General features: G+C 46.6%; 17 protein-coding genes. 5 read left to right on the top strand and 12 right to left on the bottom strand.

The features are described 5' to 3' along the window. Positions 1-115 precede the first annotated feature (115 nt). Positions 116-274 carry a hypothetical protein gene (locus ACIDITHRIX25_RS97115; RefSeq protein WP_160291699.1) on the bottom strand — a complete coding sequence of 53 codons (159 nt, stop codon included), beginning with the start codon at positions 272-274 and terminating at the stop codon, positions 116-118. A gap of 1,583 nt (positions 275-1,857) precedes the next feature. Between ACIDITHRIX25_RS97115 and ACIDITHRIX25_RS97120 the strand changes: the two genes are divergently transcribed. The 3 genes from ACIDITHRIX25_RS97120 to ACIDITHRIX25_RS97130 all read left to right on the top strand — a co-directional run bounded on the left by ACIDITHRIX25_RS97120 (position 1,858) and on the right by ACIDITHRIX25_RS97130 (position 5,785). Beyond that, on the top strand, positions 1,858-3,198 hold the full coding sequence (locus ACIDITHRIX25_RS97120; protein ID WP_201733344.1) for a geranylgeranyl reductase family protein: 1,341 nt from the start codon (positions 1,858-1,860) through the stop codon (positions 3,196-3,198). A gap of 356 nt (positions 3,199-3,554) precedes the next feature. After that, complete coding sequence (locus ACIDITHRIX25_RS97125) at positions 3,555-3,758, top strand: IS1634 family transposase N-terminal domain-related protein (protein WP_201732276.1); 204 nt, start codon at positions 3,555-3,557, stop codon at positions 3,756-3,758. Next, complete coding sequence (locus tag ACIDITHRIX25_RS97130; RefSeq protein ID WP_201733345.1) at positions 3,701-5,785, top strand: IS1634 family transposase; 2,085 nt, start codon at positions 3,701-3,703, stop codon at positions 5,783-5,785. The genes ACIDITHRIX25_RS97125 and ACIDITHRIX25_RS97130 overlap by 58 nt, the downstream gene beginning before the upstream one ends. A gap of 64 nt (positions 5,786-5,849) precedes the next feature. On the opposite strand, the gene hemL is transcribed toward ACIDITHRIX25_RS97130, so the two are convergent. Beyond that, on the bottom strand, positions 5,850-7,157 hold the full coding sequence (hemL, locus tag ACIDITHRIX25_RS97135; RefSeq protein ID WP_052606639.1) for a glutamate-1-semialdehyde 2,1-aminomutase: 1,308 nt from the start codon (positions 7,155-7,157) through the stop codon (positions 5,850-5,852). Between the two features lie 240 nt (positions 7,158-7,397). Beyond that, entirely contained in the window at positions 7,398-9,209 is a 1,812-nt protein-coding gene (locus ACIDITHRIX25_RS97140) for a methyl-accepting chemotaxis protein (RefSeq protein ID WP_201733346.1), read from the bottom strand. A gap of 388 nt (positions 9,210-9,597) precedes the next feature. Between ACIDITHRIX25_RS97140 and ACIDITHRIX25_RS97145 the strand changes: the two genes are divergently transcribed. Next, positions 9,598-10,728 carry a glycosyltransferase family 2 protein gene (locus ACIDITHRIX25_RS97145; RefSeq protein ID WP_201733347.1) on the top strand — a complete coding sequence of 377 codons (1,131 nt, stop codon included), beginning with the start codon at positions 9,598-9,600 and terminating at the stop codon, positions 10,726-10,728. Between the two features lie 402 nt (positions 10,729-11,130). On the opposite strand, the gene hemB is transcribed toward ACIDITHRIX25_RS97145, so the two are convergent. The 5 genes from hemB to ACIDITHRIX25_RS97170 all read right to left on the bottom strand — a co-directional run bounded on the left by hemB (position 11,131) and on the right by ACIDITHRIX25_RS97170 (position 16,893). Next, positions 11,131-12,111, bottom strand: a complete 981-nt coding sequence (gene hemB, locus ACIDITHRIX25_RS97150) for a porphobilinogen synthase (protein ID WP_201733348.1) — start codon at positions 12,109-12,111, stop codon at positions 11,131-11,133. Between the two features lie 176 nt (positions 12,112-12,287). After that, positions 12,288-13,790 carry a uroporphyrinogen-III C-methyltransferase gene (gene cobA, locus ACIDITHRIX25_RS97155; protein ID WP_201733349.1) on the bottom strand — a complete coding sequence of 501 codons (1,503 nt, stop codon included), beginning with the start codon at positions 13,788-13,790 and terminating at the stop codon, positions 12,288-12,290. A 220-nt stretch (positions 13,791-14,010) separates the two neighbouring features. Further along, entirely contained in the window at positions 14,011-14,892 is an 882-nt protein-coding gene (gene hemC / locus ACIDITHRIX25_RS97160; RefSeq protein WP_201733350.1) for a hydroxymethylbilane synthase, read from the bottom strand. Positions 14,893-14,914: 22 nt separating this feature from the next. After that, a complete protein-coding gene (gene hemA / locus ACIDITHRIX25_RS97165) occupies positions 14,915-16,171 on the bottom strand; it encodes a glutamyl-tRNA reductase (RefSeq protein WP_052606633.1) in 1,257 nt (418 codons plus the stop codon). Further along, on the bottom strand, positions 16,159-16,893 hold the full coding sequence (locus tag ACIDITHRIX25_RS97170) for an NAD(P)-dependent oxidoreductase (protein WP_201733351.1): 735 nt from the start codon (positions 16,891-16,893) through the stop codon (positions 16,159-16,161). The genes hemA and ACIDITHRIX25_RS97170 overlap by 13 nt, the downstream gene beginning before the upstream one ends. A 120-nt stretch (positions 16,894-17,013) precedes the next feature. Between ACIDITHRIX25_RS97170 and ACIDITHRIX25_RS97175 the strand changes: the two genes are divergently transcribed. After that, entirely contained in the window at positions 17,014-17,718 is a 705-nt protein-coding gene (locus ACIDITHRIX25_RS97175; RefSeq protein ID WP_052606631.1) for a hypothetical protein, read from the top strand. Between the two features lie 34 nt (positions 17,719-17,752). Here the strand turns inward: ACIDITHRIX25_RS97175 and proC are convergent, their stop codons facing one another. From proC to ACIDITHRIX25_RS97195, 4 genes are all read right to left on the bottom strand, one after another. Continuing rightward, a complete protein-coding gene (proC, locus tag ACIDITHRIX25_RS97180) occupies positions 17,753-18,541 on the bottom strand; it encodes a pyrroline-5-carboxylate reductase (protein WP_052606630.1) in 789 nt (262 codons plus the stop codon). A 225-nt stretch (positions 18,542-18,766) separates the two neighbouring features. Further along, complete coding sequence (locus ACIDITHRIX25_RS97185; protein WP_201733353.1) at positions 18,767-19,234, bottom strand: type III secretion system chaperone family protein; 468 nt, start codon at positions 19,232-19,234, stop codon at positions 18,767-18,769. Beyond that, complete coding sequence (locus ACIDITHRIX25_RS97190; RefSeq protein WP_201733354.1) at positions 19,235-20,479, bottom strand: glycosyltransferase; 1,245 nt, start codon at positions 20,477-20,479, stop codon at positions 19,235-19,237. Between the two features lie 330 nt (positions 20,480-20,809). Then, positions 20,810-21,391, bottom strand: a complete 582-nt coding sequence (locus ACIDITHRIX25_RS97195) for an RsiG family protein (protein WP_201733355.1) — start codon at positions 21,389-21,391, stop codon at positions 20,810-20,812. Positions 21,392-21,526: the final 135 nt, after the last annotated feature.

Below are 21,526 nucleotides of genomic sequence, written 5' to 3' on the forward strand. Positions count from 1 at the left end.
GTCCCGTTAATGTCTAGCACCTAGGTTAGTAAGAATCCCAAACGGGTCACAACATACTTTGTTCATAAGGACTTTCGCCTTTTATATAATGACAACAATGCATCAGCATCACACATCAATTTACACTATTCAACTTCGTAAGCTGAATCCCATCAGGCAACTTGGCTCGAACGTCACACAAAACAGTCTCTGAATTTAAGCCCTCGACCAAAGAGTCATAGGTACCGTCTTCGCCTCTTTGACGACCAAAGACAGCATCGTCTGCCCTGTTCACAATCGCATTGTTCGATCAAAATTAATCAACCTGAAACATGACCGACGAATAAATGTGACCAAAATCACCTAAAAGTTAACTCGCCGATTCCTGGGTCGATTCCTGGGTCGATTCCAAAAGGAAGAGAACTCAAAAACCAAAGTAAGAACGATGCAATTTAGGCGATGCATCCATTCGGTGCTCTTGAAGCCAGAAAGACTTCCAAAAATACATTACAGCTCGAAAACAACCGATTAAATCTAAGTCATTCGAAAGCCCATTTAATCAAGGTTTCGCATATGAAATTGTATAAAATACCAAAGGATTGATAGGGCCAAAATTCCTGAGTTGACATCCAGGCTTCTACCGGGATCCATTCCTGATGCCCGCAATGCCATTAATCTAATTTGCGATTGATCATTGAAGTGATAATTAAGTTAGCACCCGCGATTTATCACATTATCTCGCTGAAGCAATAGCAATATTTATCAACCTTTTAAGAAAACGAGTCTTCAGATCGATATACAGCAACCTGTTCCGACAAACCTACTGATGTGAGTTAATTATTAATCTGCATAAATTAACCTGAAGAGGATAATTATTAATCTACTTCTCTGGTGATAATGGGGCAATTGCCAGGACCCAAAACCAGATAGGTTACTCAGCAAATCAATACACAGACGCACTGCGAGCGTTAGTGGGATCTGAAATCCTCGATCAAAAAAACGAGATTTCCTTGAGATCACAAAAATCCCACCCATAATATCATTCGGTACCTAAATGGCAGGTAGCCAATCAACAATTTTATGCCGCCAATTAGTAGAGCTTCGAACTTGATGGCGATCTGTGCCAAATTGGGCTATCAAAATTAGGCTATCCAAATTGGGCTATAAAGTCCTTGATTGACCACCAGGATTGTACAAATCTAATCACACGTTCATCCTAGGCCGAGCGCGACGGATACAAATAAATCTTTGAAATCTAAATAGTTGCCCATGGTCGAAATATTTTTTAGAGCAAGGAAAAGAGATGTGTTCCCTTGAAATATTTCATACGACAATCCAATTTTTGCTTTTAAAAGAACGAGCAGAGCTCTCGATCTCCACACCTTCATAATTCTTTATAGTCTGCGCCTTTATTAGAGGAATTTATGAAAAGGTTCAAATAACGCTTTATCACTTCATTAATTTGTGGGGAATAAATATCTTAAATACCCGATGTCACAAGCCAGAAACCATAACGAAATGCGTTGAATAATTCACCAAGTAATCTTATGCCGGCAGATCTAGCACTGGTTTATTCCAAGATCTAGTCATTGTAGTAGAAGATAAAACGGCGAATATCAACCGTCCACAAACACCTCTGACCAAGAATTAACACACGAAATCTACAAAGTTAATCCAAAATCCCTGACCACTTCGAGCAAACAAAACTAAGGCACGCCAAGGGGACAACTAACGATCAGCTATGGTTGTCTTCGCGCGCGGTCTATAAACCGATGGTCATCGGTAGACCATGCGAGCAAGCATGTGAATATCAAAAGTTTACGACTGCTCTTTACTGCACCTTTGAGTTAACTTCAATAGAGCCCTAGGCTATAGGCGATGACTGAGTTGAACAACCAATGTGATGTTTTGATAATTGGAGCAGGCCCTAGCGGGGCAAGTGCTGCTTATTGGCTCTCTAAATACGGGGTCTCTGTAGTAGTCCTAGAGAAGAAGACGTTTCCAAGAGAAAAGACTTGCGGAGACGGCCTTACTCCACGTTCTGTCTTTCAGCTCGAAGCAATGGGAATGGGGGACTTTCTTGAAACCACCCATCGCTATGACGGTCTGCGAGCTGTAGCGCTAAAAAAAGAGATGGAACTCTCATGGCCAGATCATCCAGACCTTCCATCATATGGATATGTTGTGACTCGCTTTCGACTGGACGAAGCAGTTGCGAAGAATGCGGAAAATGCTGGAGCAACAATTCTCCAAGGTCATGAAGCCGTATCGATTGAAAGAGATCCAAATGGTAAGGTAACAGCTGTCGAGGCATACGACAAAGCCTCATCCACTACAGTTTCATTTCACCCTAAATATCTACTTGTTGGAGATGGATCCAACTCACGAATAGGGAGGTTACTCGGGGCAAAAAGAGATAGATCGCTCCCTATGGGCTTAGCGTTACGGGGATACTTCTCATCGCCACTCTCGGGTGATCCATTCATCGAATCCCACCTCGACATAAGAACAAAAGAAGGGGAGATACTCCCCGGATACGGATGGATCTTCCCACTTGGAGATGGAAGAGTAAATGTAGGAATCGGCCTCCTTTCCACTTTAGGCAAGTGGAAAGATGTCAACACCACCAAAGTTATGGAAGCCTTCGTCGAAAACGCACCCAAAAGATGGGGCCTTTCCCTTGATGATCCGATCTATGTCGGCACGGGCGGAAAACTTCCGATGGGGCTATCGGTTAGTCCACGAGTTGGCTCAAACTTCATCTTAATAGGAGATGCAAGCGGAACAATTAACCCCATGAATGGTGAAGGAATAGCATACGGCTATGAGACTGGACGTCTGGCGGCCGGAGTGATATTTGATGCATTATCTTTAGATGATCCTTCCATTTTATCGCGTTACGAACGTAGCCTTGAATCAATATATGGGAATTACTACAGGGTCGCCAGAGCTTTCGTAGGCCTAATAGGACACCCAACCATTATGCGAGCTAGCGTTGGTCTTGGAATGAACTCTAAGAGCGTCATGACCCCTATCGTACGAATTATGGCAAACCTTATGCGACCAAACCACATCGGAACTCCGGAGGCGCTCTATCAGCTTGGCCTTGGCGCAGTCAAGACCAAAGATCTCATCTGGAGGCCAGTATCCAAAAACCGCGCCAAATTCATGAAATTAATTCAGATACCAAAGCGACCTTCCGTAAAAACAGATAACTAACGCCTAGGCCTCGGACGATTATCGAATGAGACACTTCGATAATCGTCCACTATCTTGGGTTCCTTGGGGTCTATCGCTTTTATGACTTGTCGCTCTTTCTAGGTAATCGCATCTTTTCTAGGCTACTCATAGTTACAAAGTGCGATTGACTCTAACCCATCTTTCGCAGATTTCCCGAAAAATCGCCCTAATTGGTCCCTTTTGAGGGGATTTTGGGCGATTTTCGACTTGGGCGATTTATAGATGCCCTGGTAGATGGGTATTAGGTCTTTTTGGGTCGCGAATGTAGTGTCCTAATTTTTGAGTAGTGTTGATTATGACTTGCATTAGCTCTGACATGGTGCTATTGTCTTGTTGTGTTTATCCGTGAAACTCCAACAGTTAATAAAAAGACCGGCGTTAGCTACAGTAAGTACCAACTCGTTGAGTCCTACCGCTGTGAAAAAGGTCCCCGTCAACGTATAGTAATGACCTTGACCGAACTGGACCTGGATAAGTCATTGTGGCCAGCTCTGGCCAATGCAATTGCCAATGCTATTACCTGGGACTCTCTGGAGTAACCTCACTCTTTGAATCAGATCCTATTATTGCCAGATACGCAGATCTGGCAATCACTAAGTATGCAATTCGTTCCGAAGTTGCAGCCGCTAAAGAAACAAGAGCTACTGAGGCTGACCTTGAGATGGTGGATCTCTCTAGTGCTAAGACTATCAATAGTAGAAGTATCGGTCCAGAACTCATAGGAAACTCGTTCTATGAAGCTCTTAGCTTCGATAAGATCCTAGAGAGTGCAGGTCTATCGGGTGAATCCCTTGGTATTGCCAAGGCAACGATAATAGCTCGTCTTATTCATCCTGGATCTGATCGAAAGACCTATTCTTATATCAACTCCAACTCTTCATTACCTGAGATATGTGGTATCGATCTCTCTAAGTTTCACAAGGATAAGGTCTATGCAATTGCAGATAAGCTCTATGACGCTAAAGGCGTCATAGAGCCAGCACTCTATAGAGCTAGCTCTGATCTCTTTAGGACGAATACCAGGCTCTTTCTCTTTGATCTAACCAACACCTACTTCGAAGGTTCTACTAAGGGGAACTCCCTAGCTAAACATGGACATTCCAAAGAGAAGCGTTTTGATTGCACATTAGTTTCTCTGGCACTACTTGTTGATCACCGGGGACTACCCATCTACTCAGAGATACATGAGGGCAATACCTCTGAGCCTAGAACTCTCATTAGCGTACTTGATGCCTTGGAGTCTCTATCGGATGGATCTCTCTTTGGGGATGTTGTTCCTACCATTGTGATGGATAGGGGAATTGCTACCAAGGCAAACCTAGAACTTCTCATTAAGCGCAATCTCAACTACGTAGTAATTGAGAGAGCTAACAAAAAGAGCCTCTATCGAAGCCATTTCATGGAGATGGAAGGCTTCACCGAGATCTACGATGCCCAAGGATCCCCTGTGATGGTGAAAAAGCTCCAAGTGGAACCACAAAAGCCACAAGGGCGAGTGAGAACGCAAGTGCAAGTGCAAGGACAAGTGCAAACGCTAGAAGAAGACACCGGCACTGACGACAATAACAGTTACACCACCTCCGGCAACACTAGCAACAGTATCAGCAACAGCGACAGCAGCAACGACACCAAAATCATCAAGAGCGACAGTAGCACCGACACTGACGACTATATCCGTAATGGTGCCACCGGCAAGAATACCGGCAACAATATCAGCGACAGCACCGACACTGATACTAACGCCACCTCCATCTCCTCCTCCATCTCCTCCTCCATCTCCTCCTCCATCTCCATCTCCACCTCTTCCACCAACAACAACACCACAACCGTGGTGTTGTGTCGTTCTTTGGGGAGATCCAAGAAGGAATCAGCGATCTCTAGTCAAGCTAACGAGAGATTCTTAGTAGATATCACTTCGTTGAATACCTCAATCACAAAGGGTTCTATATCTAAGACCACAGTTGTCTCAGAGCGTATCGGACGCATCAAGGCCAAGTACCCAAGTATTGCTTCCAAATACGAGATATCCCTTGAATATCATCAAGACCATGGCAAGATCATCAAAAAGAGACGCTTTGACAAAGTAATCAATCTCACTATTACAGAAAAACCCACAAAAGCCAAAGATGATAATCTCCAAGGAGCCTACGTCATAGACACCAGCCATAGCGAGCTAGATGCAGGTGAGATCTGGAATATCTATACGACTCTCACTAAAGTAGAAGATGCCTTTAGATCCCTCAAGAGTGATCTTGGACTTCGACCGGTCTATCATCAACTAGCTAGCCGAACTGCTGCTCACCTCTTCATCTCAGTACTTGCCTATCACCTCCTTAGTGCTATTGAGCTGACCTTGAGGCAAAATAACGATAAGAGAAGATGGTCAACCATCAAAGAGCAACTCAACAGTCACCGCCGAGCCACCATAGTTCTTACATCAGATAAAGGCGTCGTCTATCACATCCGCACTAGTGGTGTTTCTGAGCCGGTTCACAAAGAGATCTACCGTCTCTTAGGAGTTAGTGATCCCCTTAAACGGATAAAGACCATTGCGACGCATTTGTAGTGTCCCAACGTAAGACCACATACTCAACTAGCTGGGAGAATGGTTTGATTTTTGGAAAGATGGGCTAAGATTTCGATCTTTTCTCTATATGCTTTGCCACTTCTCCAGCCGCAGCACTCGCAATGTCAACCGTCCATTCGATGTCGTCCCAACTATGTGCCAAAGAAGGAAAGATAACCTCATAGGCGCCAGGAGCAAAGGCGACACCACGGCGAAGCATTTCTCGAAAAAAGATACTGTAGAGACCGCTGTCTCCGCTCACCTTGGACTCTGAATAGTTCCTTGGAGCAGTATCTAAAAAGAATAATCCGAGCAAAGACTCAAATACCGAAACCACAACGTTTACGCCGACATCGGAAAAAACCTTAGATAGCCCTTCACCAAGAGCCTTAGAACGGCCCGCTAGCATAAGATAACTTGATTCGTCCAAGAGGCTCAAAGCAGCAATGCCTGCGGCGGTGGCAACCGGATTGCCCGACAAGGTGCCGGCCTGATAGACCGGACCAATTGGCGCCAACTTAGACATTACTTCGCCTCGACCACCAAAAGCGCCAATCGGCAATCCCCCTCCGATGACTTTACCAAAGCACCAAAGATCCGGGGTAACACCAAAATGCTTAGACGCGCCGCCAAAGCCCACTCTAAATCCAGTAATTACCTCATCGAAAATCAGTAATGCTCCAACACGATCACATTCGGCGCGCAGTCCTTCTAGAAAACCAGCAACCGGGAGCACAAGGTTCATATTGGCCGCAACGGGCTCCACAATGACAGCCGCGACCGACTCGTCCAAGGTGGGAACAGTGTTATATTCAAAGACCATTGTGTCAGCAATAGAACTAGGTGAGACACCCGCACTATCTGGAAGCGAAAGAGAGGCCAAACCGCTACCTGCTCCAGCCAACAAACCATCGGAATGGCCGTGATAACACCCATCGAATTTCACTATCTTATTTCGCCCCGTAAAACCTCTTGCGACTCTGAGGGCAGACATCGTAGCCTCGGTGCCGCTAGAACAAAGGCGAATCATCTCACAACCGGGCACCCGATCTATTAGCAATTGGGCAAGTACAACCTCGTTAGGCGTTGGTGCTCCAAAGGTAGACCCTTTCCTGGCCGCCGAGATGATGGCTTCCACAACGTCGTCGTGGGCATGGCCATGAATCGACGCTCCGTAGGATTGTACGTAATCAAGATACTTTCTGCCTTCGACGTCAACGACAAACGCACCCTTGCCCGATTCAACAAAATATGGCGTTCCTCCGCCTACCGAACGAAAGGCTCTGACGGGCGAATTTACACCGCCGGGTATTAGCTCACATGCTCGATCGAACAGTGAAGCATTGGTGACTTTTGATTCAGGGCTATTCACGTGCAATTTTCCTCGGAGGTCGGGCCAAAAGGGCCACAAATAGTTTTTATAACCCACTTAATGGCGACAGATCGGCTAAAAGTGGATAACAGAGATCCTAGCTGAAATCCCCCAAAGCTCATGAGACCTATTTAAAAGCCCCAGTGGGCACTATCACGAGATGCTGCGTTGGACCCAACATCCATAGTGCTACCTTGGGCGCCTCAATTACAAAAACTCAAGCAACCCCAGAGAGGATCGTTAGGCACGATAGGCTATCCGAAGGGCTCCCCAATGACGTCCTCCGACATAAATAGGCGAGGAAGCGTCCTTGCTGATCACAAATTGTCCGGTGCCCATATCTAGACGATAGAGCTGAATCAGATGTTCGTCTTCATTAGCAGCCGCTGCTTTAGCAACATCATCTAAAAAGATTCGCCTGTTTCTAGAGTTCGCTGCGTTCCAAACCACATCATCTCCCTGTGGTTTGGAATAGATATGGTTGTGAGTCCCTATGTATTCATTTCGATCCATTGCAGCACAAAAGATAATTCGCTTATCCATAGCCAGAACCCGCTCTTGAATTGCTGGTAGAACCTGGTCGGTAAAGTTAACGTACTTTGTTGTGTACTGGGTAGGTAAAGTACCATCGATTGGAAGATAATTATCATCAAAGAGGCTCGATGCCGAGATTCGACCTTCCCGAATAGATCTCTCGAATAGACCAGCTATCTCTCGTGCTATATCAAACGAGAGATGAGCAAAAAAGTAGTCAACGGTCTTGACTCCCGAATTCACAGTCTGATTTACCAAAAAATTCGAGGCTGCTTGAGCTGATGCTACGAGCTCTCGACCTTCGAAGAGCTCTTTATTAGAATCTGCGACTTCCTTTGATAGGCGACCAATGCCATCTGCGAACTCCCGCATCTCTGTCGCTGACTCTGATGCAGATACGGCTATTTCAGATACTGTCAAATCTGCGTCTTCCAACGAACTCTCTATCTCCGATATCGCATCAGCCATCGAGGTAGTTGCCCATTCAGCACGTTTCGCCCTATCTTTAGCAGTGCCTGAATCCTTTGAAAGAATATCAATTCGTTCACGCAAAAGATTTGCAGTATTTGCGCTCTCAGCGGCAGCTTTAATTGTCTGATCAGCAAGTTGTCTAATCGAATTAGCTATCACGGCAAAACTTGCGCCCGCGCTTCCAGAACGCATAGCTTCAATTCTTGCATTTAGGGCCAAGATATGGGTCTGTTGGGCAATCCTCGATATTGCAGTAGTAAATTCTCCTATACCTCCAGCGACATCACTAAGCCGAACCAATTCCTCAGATGTGGCATTCACCCACTTGATAAGCTGCTTAATTTCGCCAACAGCGTCATCGACTTGGCTCTTAGTAACTGAGATTCGGCTATTCAAGTTTTGAGTTAGCCCCCGAGCCAAATCGGCCGAATGCGCGACACCGCTATTTCGCACAGAGAGTCCCTCTGCCAAATCACCAAGTGATGCAACCTCGGCCAATTGATCATCAATTGAGCTCGAAACCACCTCCAAGACACCAGCCATCTCGGCAATACGTACCCCTAGATTTGACCCTGTGACGGCAATTCGATTCAGTGATGCTTTGACCTTTCGCGCATCGTCAGAGATAGCAACTTTATTTGTAACCACTCGATCCCCCGAGATCGAGCCATTCCTCAGGTGGGACCCAGAATCATCTACCATCGATCGATTAACACGAAATCGATCCGATCCAAAAGAGAAACCTTCTTTTCCAACTTGTCGTTCATCACTAGATTCATTAGAACCTCGTCCCAGAAGATCACCCCCGAACGATAGCTTTTGGAAATCAAAATCGACCTCCACTTCAACAGAGGACTCTTCAGGGACCTCGGGTTTTACAATTGATGAGGCACGGTCATCACTTGAAATACTTCGACGAACTTTCAATGCAGCTACTGCCTTATCGCTTCGCGGACGCCGCGTTCGAGTATTAAAAGATGGCGCTTGAAGTCCTTTCGATGCGGGCGCATCCTCAGATAAGGTACTTCGAGATTCAGTTGTGGTCACTCTAATCGTCTTCCCTAGTTCGTTTCAAGATCGCGCGCTCTTAGTCTCAACGACCGAGTCGGGCTAGGACTTAAGTTAAAAGTCTCCAACTCTATATCGAAACAAAGTTGACCAAACTCAAGCTCAATTTAAGAATCCATACACCTTGCCACAAAAGCTATCTCTGGCTGATTTAGATCCCAAAAGCATCATCGGGTATGTCTTTAGATTCTTGCATATGGCGTCAGGGCTTCAGAACTATCCTGGTTATTCCGATATTGAAGGCATGAGTTTTTTGCTTTTGGTTTTTGCTTTTGGTCTTTGCTGATTCTGATGTAGATGTTAACGCCTATATCCAGTTGATCTCGGAAATGGAAACGCGAAGCCATATATAGGCGCCATCGCCTTTTTGCCCTACGGCGAGCGCGCTGAACTCTCTGTAGATGCGATCGCTAAATTTCGAGAATACCCTTTTCCAATATTTTCTCTGGCCGACCCAAATCAAAAGTCCCAATGGCCCCAGGAATCTACCGAATTCCATCCAATGGCCAAAACAATTGCATTGAACCTAAGTAAATTCGGCATAATCGATCAATTGACTCGCTTTCTAGATGCTAATGCAAAAACGGAACAAAGCAATATTAGTTCTGCCGACCAGTCGATAGAGATCGCAATCGAATTCGAGGGTATTGAGGTAATCGAGACACAACTGATTATCGAAGAACTCTCTCAGATCAATCACTTTGGTCTCAATGAAATATCCGAACTCAAAACATTCACGAAACGAGCTGCCAACTATCCCATCGACTTAAACGAAACTGCAAAAAAGACCAAGATGGGGACAAGACATGCGAATCCTACCAAGGCCAAAATCCCAGCAAACCCTGGACCTGGTATAAAACCGATTCTCACAATAATCGTCCCAACATTGGATGTCACCTCGGCGCGTTTCCTACGATTGGTCAAATCTATATATCAAACCACAGAGGTACCGTTTCAAACAGTTATCGTCGACAACGGAGGTGCGCCCCAGGGATACACGACTCCAGTCAACACTGGAGTACGCTCTGCTCAAACTGAATATATCGCGATCGTAAATGATGACGTTCAGTTACTCCCAGGATGGTGGGACCCTTTGCAAGAATCACTTGACTCAGGAGAACTTGTAGTATTTCCCTACACCTTAGAGATGACTCGATATGACTTTTCCGCTTGGTGCTTTGTATTCAAAGCCTCATCAATCGAATTGCTTTCCGCAGGTAAGGACGAGTTCTTTGACGAATCTTTTACAATTTGGTTTCAAGATACGGATCTTTATGTAAGAATGCGCGAATTTGGAAGGTCACCGACTTGCGTTCATGAAAGCAAAATCTCCCATGGCCTCTCCGAAACCGTTGGAACCAAAGATCCAATCATTGCCTCCTGGATCCGCAAGATAGTCAAAAAAGACCAAGAACACTTTGTTCAAAAGTGGGGAGAAGGCAAGCTTTTAGAGTTAGGGTTTGTAAATCCATTTGAAGAACCAGTGGTACATTCCTAGTAAAATGCTCTACCGAAAAATAGGTTCGTTATAAAATCTGATCCGTCATGCCGAGCTGGGGTGGGATCTACCTAGCTTCATTTGACTAAGCTGCTAAACGCTTTAGCTTATGCCCCATTTTAAACTACAGCTCGAGACGACAAGTCTGACCCAAGCTATGCCAGCATAAAACACATTATGACGATCGACTATCTAACTGTTCGAATCTCTGTTATGTCACCCACTTGATGGTCCATAAGATAAGATTCGGCCGTTATCTAAGACGTCGACTGAGTTTTTAGGCTTCTAACGCCATTCACGTTGAGGCGTTGAATAGGATCTGCAACCACCCAAATAAATGAACCTTGAAATTTGCTCCAATGTGTAGAAATCTACAAACCATTGGAGATGCCAGTGGGATTATTATCTAAGAATCTCAGCAAGTTCGTGCGAAAAGTAAGTCAATATAAAGTCCGCCCCAGCACGCTTGATGGCGTGTAACTGCTCAAGAGCCACTGCAGTACCGTCAATATATCCTGCCGCATCAGCGGCTTTTACCATTGCATATTCACCCGATACCTGGTAAGCGGCGATTGGCAGGTTGACCATTGGTCGAATGGTAGAGATTATGTCGAGATAGCTCGAAGCGGGCTTCACCATAACCATGTCAGCACCTTCAGAGATGTCGAGTTCTATCTCCAATATTGCCTCACGACGATTTCTAAAGTCCTGTTGATAACCCTTCCTGTCACCACCATTGGCAATCGTCACATCAACCGCATCGCGGAACGGCCCGTAGAATGCTGAGGCGTACTTGGCCGAATACGCCAAGATACCCACACCCACGAATCCGGCTTGGTCTAAGGTTTGTCGAATAAATGCAACTTGTCCATCCATCATTCCGGAGGGCGCTACAAAGTCAACGCCACTTCGGGCTTGAGCCAACGCCATTTCGCCATAGAGTTCAAGAGTCTTGTCGTTGTCCACGCAACCGCGTTGGTCCAGGACTCCACAATGACCATGATCCGTAAACTCATCAAGACAAAGATCCGCCATTACGACTGCCTGGTCACCAAAAGCCTCTTTGAAGGCCCCGATCGAGAGTTGAGTTATCCCATTATCGTCATATCCTTGGGTTCCAAGGGGATCCTTTTGACTCGGGACTCCAAAGAGCATGAAGCCCTTTACCCCTAAGTCATTCAAACGACGCGCCTCTTCGATCGCCGAGGTAACGCTATGTTGATAGATCCCAGGTAAAGATGAGATCGGAACTGGCTCATCAAGTGCCTCTTTTATGAAAAGTGGTGCAATAAGATCGTTGTTACTTATTTGCACCTCCGAAACTAGATCACGAAGTGCTGCGGTAGAACGAAGACGCCTTGGGCGCCGCGCGATATTTGCCATAGTTAAAATTTAGGGCCAAATCGCCAAAGGCCATCAAGCAAATCGAAATCCGACGTAACAACCTATCCGTTACCGAAATAAAATGATTATCAGCTGACAGCCCTCGTGCAAAAGACATTCAGAAAAATCTAAAAAGACACCCCTAGTGATGGCGCTTATTATGAATTTGTATAGATCTATCCAATTCTGTCCACAGATGGAAAGTCATCAGCAAAAAAAGCAACAAGGGTTTCAACCAAACCATCGAGATTGTGAAGATCAGCTGTAGCAGATACCTCAATTCCACAGTCACGCGCAGTCTTAGTGGTGATCGGCCCTATTGAAAATACGGAACGCGGCAGTCTATCCTTAGAGTAGATCTTTAGGAAGTTTACTACCGACGAAGATGACGTAAAACATATACCGTCACAACCTAAAATTGCATCGATTTCGATCTCACTAGGGTCATAGTCGACATTACGGTAGGCTATTGGATCGACAACTTCGTGACCCAGTTCGATCAGTCCACCGATCAGGAGGTCCCGAACTATCTCGGCTCTCGGATAGAGGACTCGACCCTTATCAATCGGAAACTCTTTCAGTAAAGCCTCTTGGTGAGCCTCTCTTGGCACCAAATCCACACGGAGTTGAAAACTCTCTATCGCCTTTTGAGTTGAAGTACCAATTGCCACGAGTTTGAGTCTCGCGAGTCTCCTAATATCATCGATTCGACTAAAAAACGCCTCCACTGCATTAACGGAGGTAAAGATCAAGTATTCATAGGTTTCAATCCGTGAGATCTCCCGATCGAGAGAGTCATAGTTATCGAGAGGTGGAGCAATGTCGATCGACGGTGCAACCACTACCTCGGCGCCTAGTAATCTCAATTGGCCTTCGAGGAGGCCCGTTTGACGGGGTGCCCTCGTGATCACAATCTTCTTTCCAAAAAGTGGCCGCGACTCGAAAAAAACTAGATTGAAGGATGCCACGGCACCTATAACAATGGTCGAAGGAGAAGATATCGGAGCTTCCCCAAGCTCGCCAACCGTACCACGCCAGCTCTTTTGTGCAGCTTTTGTTCCCCATTGAATACTTGCCGCCGGTGTGTTGGATGCCATCCCAGCATCAATCAATCCTTGAGCTATCGCCTTTCGGTGTGCCACACCCATGAGTACAACTATCGTTCCACCTAATCGAACTAAGGCTTCAAAGTCCATCTCGCCCTCACCACCTCCTTGTCGGTGGCCGGTGACTATCGTCAAGGTATTTGAAACGCCCCTATGGGTAACCGGAATTCCGGCATAAGCAGGTACAGCAATTGCAGACGAGACTCCGGGCACAACTTCAAATCGAATCTTATGTTCAACAAGAGCCATGGCCTCCTCGCCACCGCGGCCAAAGAGCATAGGATCTCCACCTTTTAGACGCACCACCCTCTCATGTCGTTTGGCGCAGGCAAGAATAATTTCATTGATCTCATCCTGGGGCATTGGTCGATCAGGACGCTTACCTACGTCGATTATTTCAGCGTCACTCGGGACATATTTGAGTAGTGACAAATCGGCAAGGTAGTCATATATAACGCAATCTGCACTTGACAAAAGATCGCGACCTCGCAGAGTTAGCAATCCGGGATCCCCAGGTCCAGCACCAACTAGATAAACTACGCCGCTTGAAAACCTCTGATAAGAACTACTCACACAAACCTAACTTAGTCGAATCAGAACAATCCTATTGCGGTTTCAATGAGGTACCGGGCACCTCGGTCAAGTGACAAAAATGTTCCGGGGGCAAAGATTACAGCAGACAAAGGCCACTTCGCCTGAGATGAGTCACCAATCAACGGGTCGAGGCGACCTCGCAAGAAAATAAATTATGGCCCAACATCGGCTCTAATCAAAAGCAGACCAAATGAAAAAATTAGCCATTAGACAAAAGGCGTGAGCCACCATTCTCAAGAAGAAATGCACCCGCCCTCTGGCCTAGTAGGCCCGGGTCCTCGCTCTCCATTTTGACTGTGACAAATTCATCTCCATCGCTGGAGCTAATCATCCCAAAGAGGGAAACTCGAGGCCCGATCAGCGATGAATAGGCTCCAACCGCCAATGTGCAACCCGCCCCCAATGTGGCCAAGAGACTCCGTTCGGCGGTCAACTGCAAAAACGTATCAGAATCAGAGACCTCCCGAACAAGCTCTAGGGTCGACAGATCGTCGAGCCGAGCTTCAATAGCAATTGCTCCTTGTCCAATCTGTGGGCAAAACTCTTCGGGCTCGAAGATCTCTCCAAGCTCCAAATCAATGCCAAGACGCACCAAGGCTGCATTTGCCACCAAGATCGCGTCAACCTCACCAACCTTCGAGAGACGACTTCGGATATTCCCCCTCAAGTCAACCACTTTAACGTCGGGGCGCTTAGATAAAAGTAGCGCCCTTCGCCGGGCCGACCCAGTGGCCACAATGGCGCCTTCACGAAGATCACTTATTCGAGATCCAAATATTGCATCACGGATGTCACCTCGGGGAAGATATCCCGCAATGGTCGTCGCCTCAGGAAGAACCCCAGGAAGGTCTTTAGCTGAATGAACAGCTATGTCTGCCCGCCCTTCAAGCAGAGCATTTTGAACCTCTTTGACAAAGATTCCCGTTCCGCCAATCTGCGACAGCGAGCTTATTAGGTCACGATCACCACTTGACGTAATCTCAACAATTTCAAAGTCACATTTCAGCCGAGAGGCTACCTCTCGTGCTTGATAGAGGGCAAGCTCCGAATGGCGTGTGGCTATCCGAACGATCTTCGTCATGATTTTTCGCCCATACCTAAAACTAAAGTCCAAAGAGGTAGTGCAGAGAATCCGCTAATCGCTCGGCGCGTTCTAGGTTCGTCTGTTTTAATTTGCTCACGGGAGCGTGCAAGATCTTTCCAACAATGCCAGATACTAACGCCTCTACTGCCTTTGCTTCTTCGGGGTCCAAGTTCGACAGCCTACTCCTAAACCGCTCTAGCTCTCCAGATTTGACACTTTCTCCAAAGGCATAGAGTGAAGCAATCGTCGGCCCAAGGGTGGCGGCCTGGGTGGCTCGGGAAGAAAAGTCTGCCAACTCCAAATCGATAATCTCTTCAACGAGAGATATCTGAGACCTTCGTTTTTTCATCTCATCGTTTAAGTAGTCGTAGATACGCTCGAGATCAACCAGCTCAACACTGGAGATTAAACCCAGTTGGGGGTCAAGGTTTCTAGGCATGCCGAGATCAAAAAGCACCAGTTGAGAATCGACATCCACCTTCGATAAGATCGCCTTAGCAAGCGCACCCTTTTCAACTAAATAAGTCGAGGTACCAGTCGCGAAAAAGGCAGCGTCGTAGTCGACTAGGTTTGAAAGGGCAAAGTCTAAAGGAATAGACGATGCGCCAAAGGACTCAGCCAACTTCTCACCACGCTCGGCTGTTCGATTCGCAACGTGAACACTAACTCCATTATCGACCAAGGCTTGAGTTATCTTCGAGCCGATCTCTCCAGCACCCACTACGAGCGCTCGCTCCACACCAGGCTTTATTCGAGCCAACATTTCCGTGGCAGCATAAGCAGAGGAGACTGTTCCCTGCGAGATCGCGGTCTCGCTACGAACCTTCTTACCTACCTCAAGTGACCGTTGGAAGAGGCGCTCCAAGAAACTCTTAGTGGTGCCCACATCATGAGCCCTTGAATAAGCACGCTTAACTTGCCCAATTATCTCTGACTCACCAATAATTGTCGATTCAATGCCAGATGTAAGTCTAAACAAATGACGCGAAGCACCATTATCGTAATATACATGAGCGACCTCAGCGATCTCTGACCTATTCGCCGAAAGCCACAGACTTAGGTGCTCAATTACAGTGTCAACCCCAGCATGGAATGAAGAGACAACTGCATAAACCTCAGTTCGGGCACAGGTATTTACAACGACTGCCTCTTCAACAAGGCTAGAAGCGGTCAAGTCGACCAACAAATCCATGCAACGCTGGTCGTCTATCGAGAAATCACTGAAATCTCTGCTACCTAATTCATTTTGGGAAATTCCCACTGCTACGAGAGGCATTTATAAATCTCACTAATCGCCAAATCTGTTTCGCCCATCTTCATAAAATCAAAAGCTCCCGATTCAAGAACCCTCGACCACGCCCCCCTTGACAGGCTCACCTTTTCCATCTTCAAAGTCTCACGAATACTCGCACAGGCTTCTATAAACTTATCAAGCGATGGATCCATGCTCCGAACAAGTCCGTCGCAAACCCAATCGCTTACCGCCGGTACCGGACGATGGGAACTTACCCCCACAGAAAAGTTCTCCAACGCCCTTACCGCAACATTTCTCACCGTACTAGATCTAAAGTCGCTAGTATTGTTCACTAAAACTTTACCACTTAGTGCGGCTTTGGTAATAGAGTCATTCAGCTCATGCTTATCCGTACATACGACCACATAGTCAATGCCATCAAGGTCGCCTTCATTATATTCGCCTAAGCGAATCTCGATAGGCCCAAATCTCAATTCAATGTCCTTGGAATTATCCTCAAGGTTGCCTTGGATCAAAAGGAGAATCTGATCGGCGCACCCAATAGCATCGACCCCTTTGATAACTTCTGGATCGTAATCTTCCAAGAGGCGTCCAACCTGGAATAAAAGTTCCCTCGATATCTCAGGAGATACGATAAAAAGGCGCCTTGGAAGGGCGTCGAACCTTGCGATCTTTCGAGCTGCAACCGCTCCAGCGCCGATCACTGCCACATTCAAGCTGGACAGATCTAAGTCGACCATCATCGTTTAGTCACCGCTCCGCCTCGACGTCGGTCACTTTCAACCAATTGGTCGGCGCAATAGTGCCTTTGTTCGGGAGCTACTCTCACTTTTACCATAGGATAAGCGCCAAGGCTAACACATTTGTCCATATCTCATCTATCCTTAGATAAAATGGTAGAGCTAATCTCGGCAATCGTAGCCACACTAGTCGGAGTCATATTTGCACTATCGACCTATGAACGGTGGCTGAATAAGAAAAAAATTCATGAATTGGCATGGGCATCATCGCTTTCGATGTTTGCGATTGCAGCCTTCGCGCTAGCTCTAGGCGCAGCTGGTAGCTGGAACCACCTTCTATTCAAAGTCTTCTATCTCTTTGGTGCGATCTTGAACGTGCCATTTTTGGCACTAGGAACGGTCTATCTCCAATTCGGAGAAAAGATTGGCAACAAAGTTGCCAAGGTCTTGGTCTTATTGGCATTCCTTGTAACCGGAATGATGATTTCGGCTCCATTTTTAGCCCCACTCCCCTTGCATCATTTGGCACAAGGTTCAAAGGTCTTTAGCGTCCTACCAAGACTCTTTGCGGGAGTCGGATCCGGAGTTGGGGCAACGGTAGTCTTTGTGGGCGCAATTGCATCTTTTTTTCGAACCAACACTCTTCGATTCAAGGTATCCAACGCCCTCATAGCAATCGGAACGGCAGTAACGGGCGCTAGCGGACTCCTAAATTCATTGGCAAATGCCATGACGGCATTCTCAATAACATTGGTAATTGGGATTACCATAATTTACTTTGGCTTTATCGCTGCGACGACCGCCAAGGTGCCCGCTAAGGTATCCTGAGCGGGCACCAATTCAGAGCAGTGATAAAGAAAACTCAGCCTTGCATTTCCCTTGCTCTTTTATGAGCTGCGGCAATTCCACGATGAATTGCTCTGCGTAAACCAGAATCTTCCATCTCATTTGTAGCTGCAATAGTGGTCCCTCCGGGAGAAGAAACCGCAAGGCGTAGTCCTCTGGTATCATAGTTTGATCGTGCCAAAAGCTCAGACGAACCCAAAAGCGTCGAAACCGCCAAACGCGCGGAAAGATCTGCGCTCAAACCCAGCGCTACGCCTGCGTCAATCATCGCCTCGGCAAATAAAAATAGATAGGCAGGACCAGAGCCTGAAATCGCAGTAACGGCGTCAATTTGACTCTCAGGAACCACAACCACCTCACCAAGAGCCAAAAGCAACGACGACGCCCAAGTCAACTCGCCAGCAGTTGTATTTGAATTAGCACAGAGAGCGGTAATCCCCATCGCGATCTGACCAGGGGTGTTAGGCATGCAGCGAACGATGGACATCTGGGTCCCAAGTGACTCCTCCAAATAGGATATGCTAAGGCCAGCGGCTATTGAAATCACCAAGCCCTTACCGATCAAGCCGATCTCACCTGCAACTTCCCGAACTACAGGCGGTTTGGTTGCGATAATGTAAATATCTGATGCCTCAATTTTGTGACCCACAGTTATAGTTGGATGAGCCAGAACCGCATCGTCCAAAAGGGCTGGGTTGGCATCGAAAATTACGATCTCATCTAGCCCCGTAATCCCCACCGCGACAACAGCATCTAGAATTGCCCGACCCATTTTACCTACACCAACAATTGTCAATCTCGCCATAACAAGACACGCTATAGCAAATTTTCAAAAGGTAAGATCGTCATCGGGGCAAATAGTCAAACTGATAATCAACCAGCCTTGCTATCCGCAGCACGACCATATGAAAAGGTAGTCCTTAGCTACGCTCACCAATCATTTAAAAAACAAACCCTGGAAGAAACTTAGGTGGATTTACTATTGAAGCAGATGATCACCCATGAGTCATCGGAGGTCGAACTTCAAAGATCAGAAAGCTCTAGAACGGCGATATTTGCTTTCATAACCGATAGACATCGCAATTGGAAAGATCTCGTCGCTATATTGAAGTTGAGCGCCGGCATATTCCTCTAGCTGGTTCCTCGTGAAGTTTGAAGTGGGGCAAGTTCCCGTGATAAAGATCGCATCCTCTATCCCTATTGAAAATGACATCGGGTGAATTCGTGAATTCGAGGCAAGCAGATACTCAAAACACTGCGCAACATTCTCCTCGGGATATGGCATAAAGTAAGTCTCAAACATTACTGTACGACCCCTTTGGGTAATCCATATAGTAATAACTTCACGCTCTTGACCGCGACAACGCAAGTAATGGCGAAATATAGTCTCATCGCTATCAACGTTCAATACTATGTCAGACCTAGAAAAGTCCAAAAGATACCCATTGATCTCCATGAAGAGTTCTTTCTGCTTGGCTAGAGAGACCAACTCGGGCACTTATCCACACTCGATCAATTGTCGAACATCCAAAGATTCCACTACCGAAAGCGCTCGCTCAGCCGCTTCCTTCCAAGAGTATGTCCGTGCTTGCATAAGAGCATTTCTGGCTATCATCGAAGACCGCTCACGAGTAGACAAAAGCTCCAACATCAAATTAGCAAACACACCGCCATTTCGCACAGGAGCCAATAGGCCTGTTCGGCCATGCGATATTAGGGACTTCAATCCGCCCACGCTTGAGGCTACAACGGGGGTTCCAGATGCCATTGCTTCTAGGGCTACTAATCCAAATGACTCGGTACGCGATGGGACTACCACCAGGTTTGCGGCCCGATAGTAGCTTGCTAGGCGGATGTGAGGCTCTGGCTGTCGCCAGATAATCTTGTCCTCAAATCCCTTGGATCTAGCCATATCGAAACAATAGTCAAGTTCAACCTCGCCTAGATGGCCCGAAGGTCCTCCAACTACCACAAAGCGGCTATTGGGAAAGTCACCAAGGGTGCAAGAAAAGGCTTCGAAGGCAGTTGCAAGACCCTTGAGAGGCTGAATTCGGCCCACATAGAGGCTTATTGGATCGTTCTGAGGTAGCTCCATTGCAGATCTAGCCATAGCCATATCTCCCGGCGCAAAATAGGCATGTTCAACGCCCAATGGCACAACAGCAATTCGCTCCGAAGCTAAACCCAAATACCTCTGAATATCGAGCGCCTCTTGGTCACAGGAAGCGAGCACGAAGTCTGAACAACCGGCAATCTGATCCTCGGCATCCATCCGAAAGGATTCACTGACTCGATCGTCTGGAACAGTACGACCAATCGCTTTTATGGCTTCAATTGTGTGAAAAGTCGTAATCATCGGGACTTGATAGAAGTGCTTCAGTTTGTGGCCGACCAACCCTGAGATCCAATAATTTGAGTGCACGACATCAGGCTTAAGTGAACGGTCTATCTGAATTCTTGCGATCACATTTTCGGTGAACTCATCGACATATTCCAGCAGCTCGTCTTTATCAAGAGCCGCCAAAGGGCCTGCTGGGACATTGTGGACCCTTAGTCCAGGTTCGATTTCAATGCGAGCTGGATCGTCTTGCGAGGTCGCTCGCGTATAGATGTTAACGTCATTGCCGAGTCTCGCAAGGGCCGACGCTAATTGAAAAACATAGACATTCATTCCCCCGCCATCACCACTACCAGGCTGATCCAGCGGGGAACTATGGAGCGAAACTACGGCAAAATTGGTCATACAAAAACCCACAAAGTCTTACCTCTTACCCAAAGCATCTTCGATAACAACAATCATCGTCTCCAAGTTGTTTCCGGAACTACCATAACACCAAGACCATCTATCGTTTCAGAGAAGAGAGATACAACCTCATCAGGTAGATGTCGCTCACTTTGAGCCAATGTGGATCGAAAAAAACGACTTCAAAGATCATCTAAAAAAGCACGCTCCAAAAAATTCCCTTAAAGGTCAATAATCCCCAAATGACGAAAATGATAAAAATCCAGGACCGCAAGCACAAAAGTTCGACTTTGATGAAAGAACCGTTCGAATCTCAGAACCTCTGGAGTGCTAATCCCCTGAAGTTTCGCCTTGAATTACCTTGTTCAAAAGGCTGTCGATGATCGAACCATCATCTCGATATCGAACCACCAGCTCAGCATGAATAGCATCTATACTCAAAAACAGCTGCTTTCGCCACTCAGATAACTTCGTCTCCACCTGATTCAAACTAGAAAATTCAATAACTGAGTCCGGAGTAGGCTTTTCTAACGTGGTGCTTACTTGTGTCCTAGCGGCTGCGATCAATTCTAAAAGCTGAGCCTCGACTTCATCGATCTGGCTCTGACTAATCGAGACGTCAACAAAACGGCCATAAGATATTGGCCTGCCCCCTGAGTTGGGGGTAATAACATCACCGAGACGATCGACTGCCCCCGCATCGGCACTGGAGCCCTCTGCTGCCAAGGTCGTCGGATCGTACTCAAAAATTTCCATTCGCCCTTGGGTAATCCTCCGGGCGTAAGAGACCATTGCCTCGATGGCTTCAGCATCCTTCTTTCGAAGACGCAGTTCCTCGGTTGAAACCGAATCAAGATCGGTATAAAACTTTACATTTAGAATCCGCTCGATATCTGACTCAAGTCTTTGCATGATCTAAAATTATAGACTTCAATAAGTTATTGGCATCATTAAGGTGAGTCCAATGCCAATAGCGCGATCCCTTTTGCCCTTATAATTAGCCAAAAAGTAAGTTTTGCACCAAAATTTCGCTCCATCGACCATGCC

The organism is Acidithrix sp. C25, assembly GCF_904848545.2.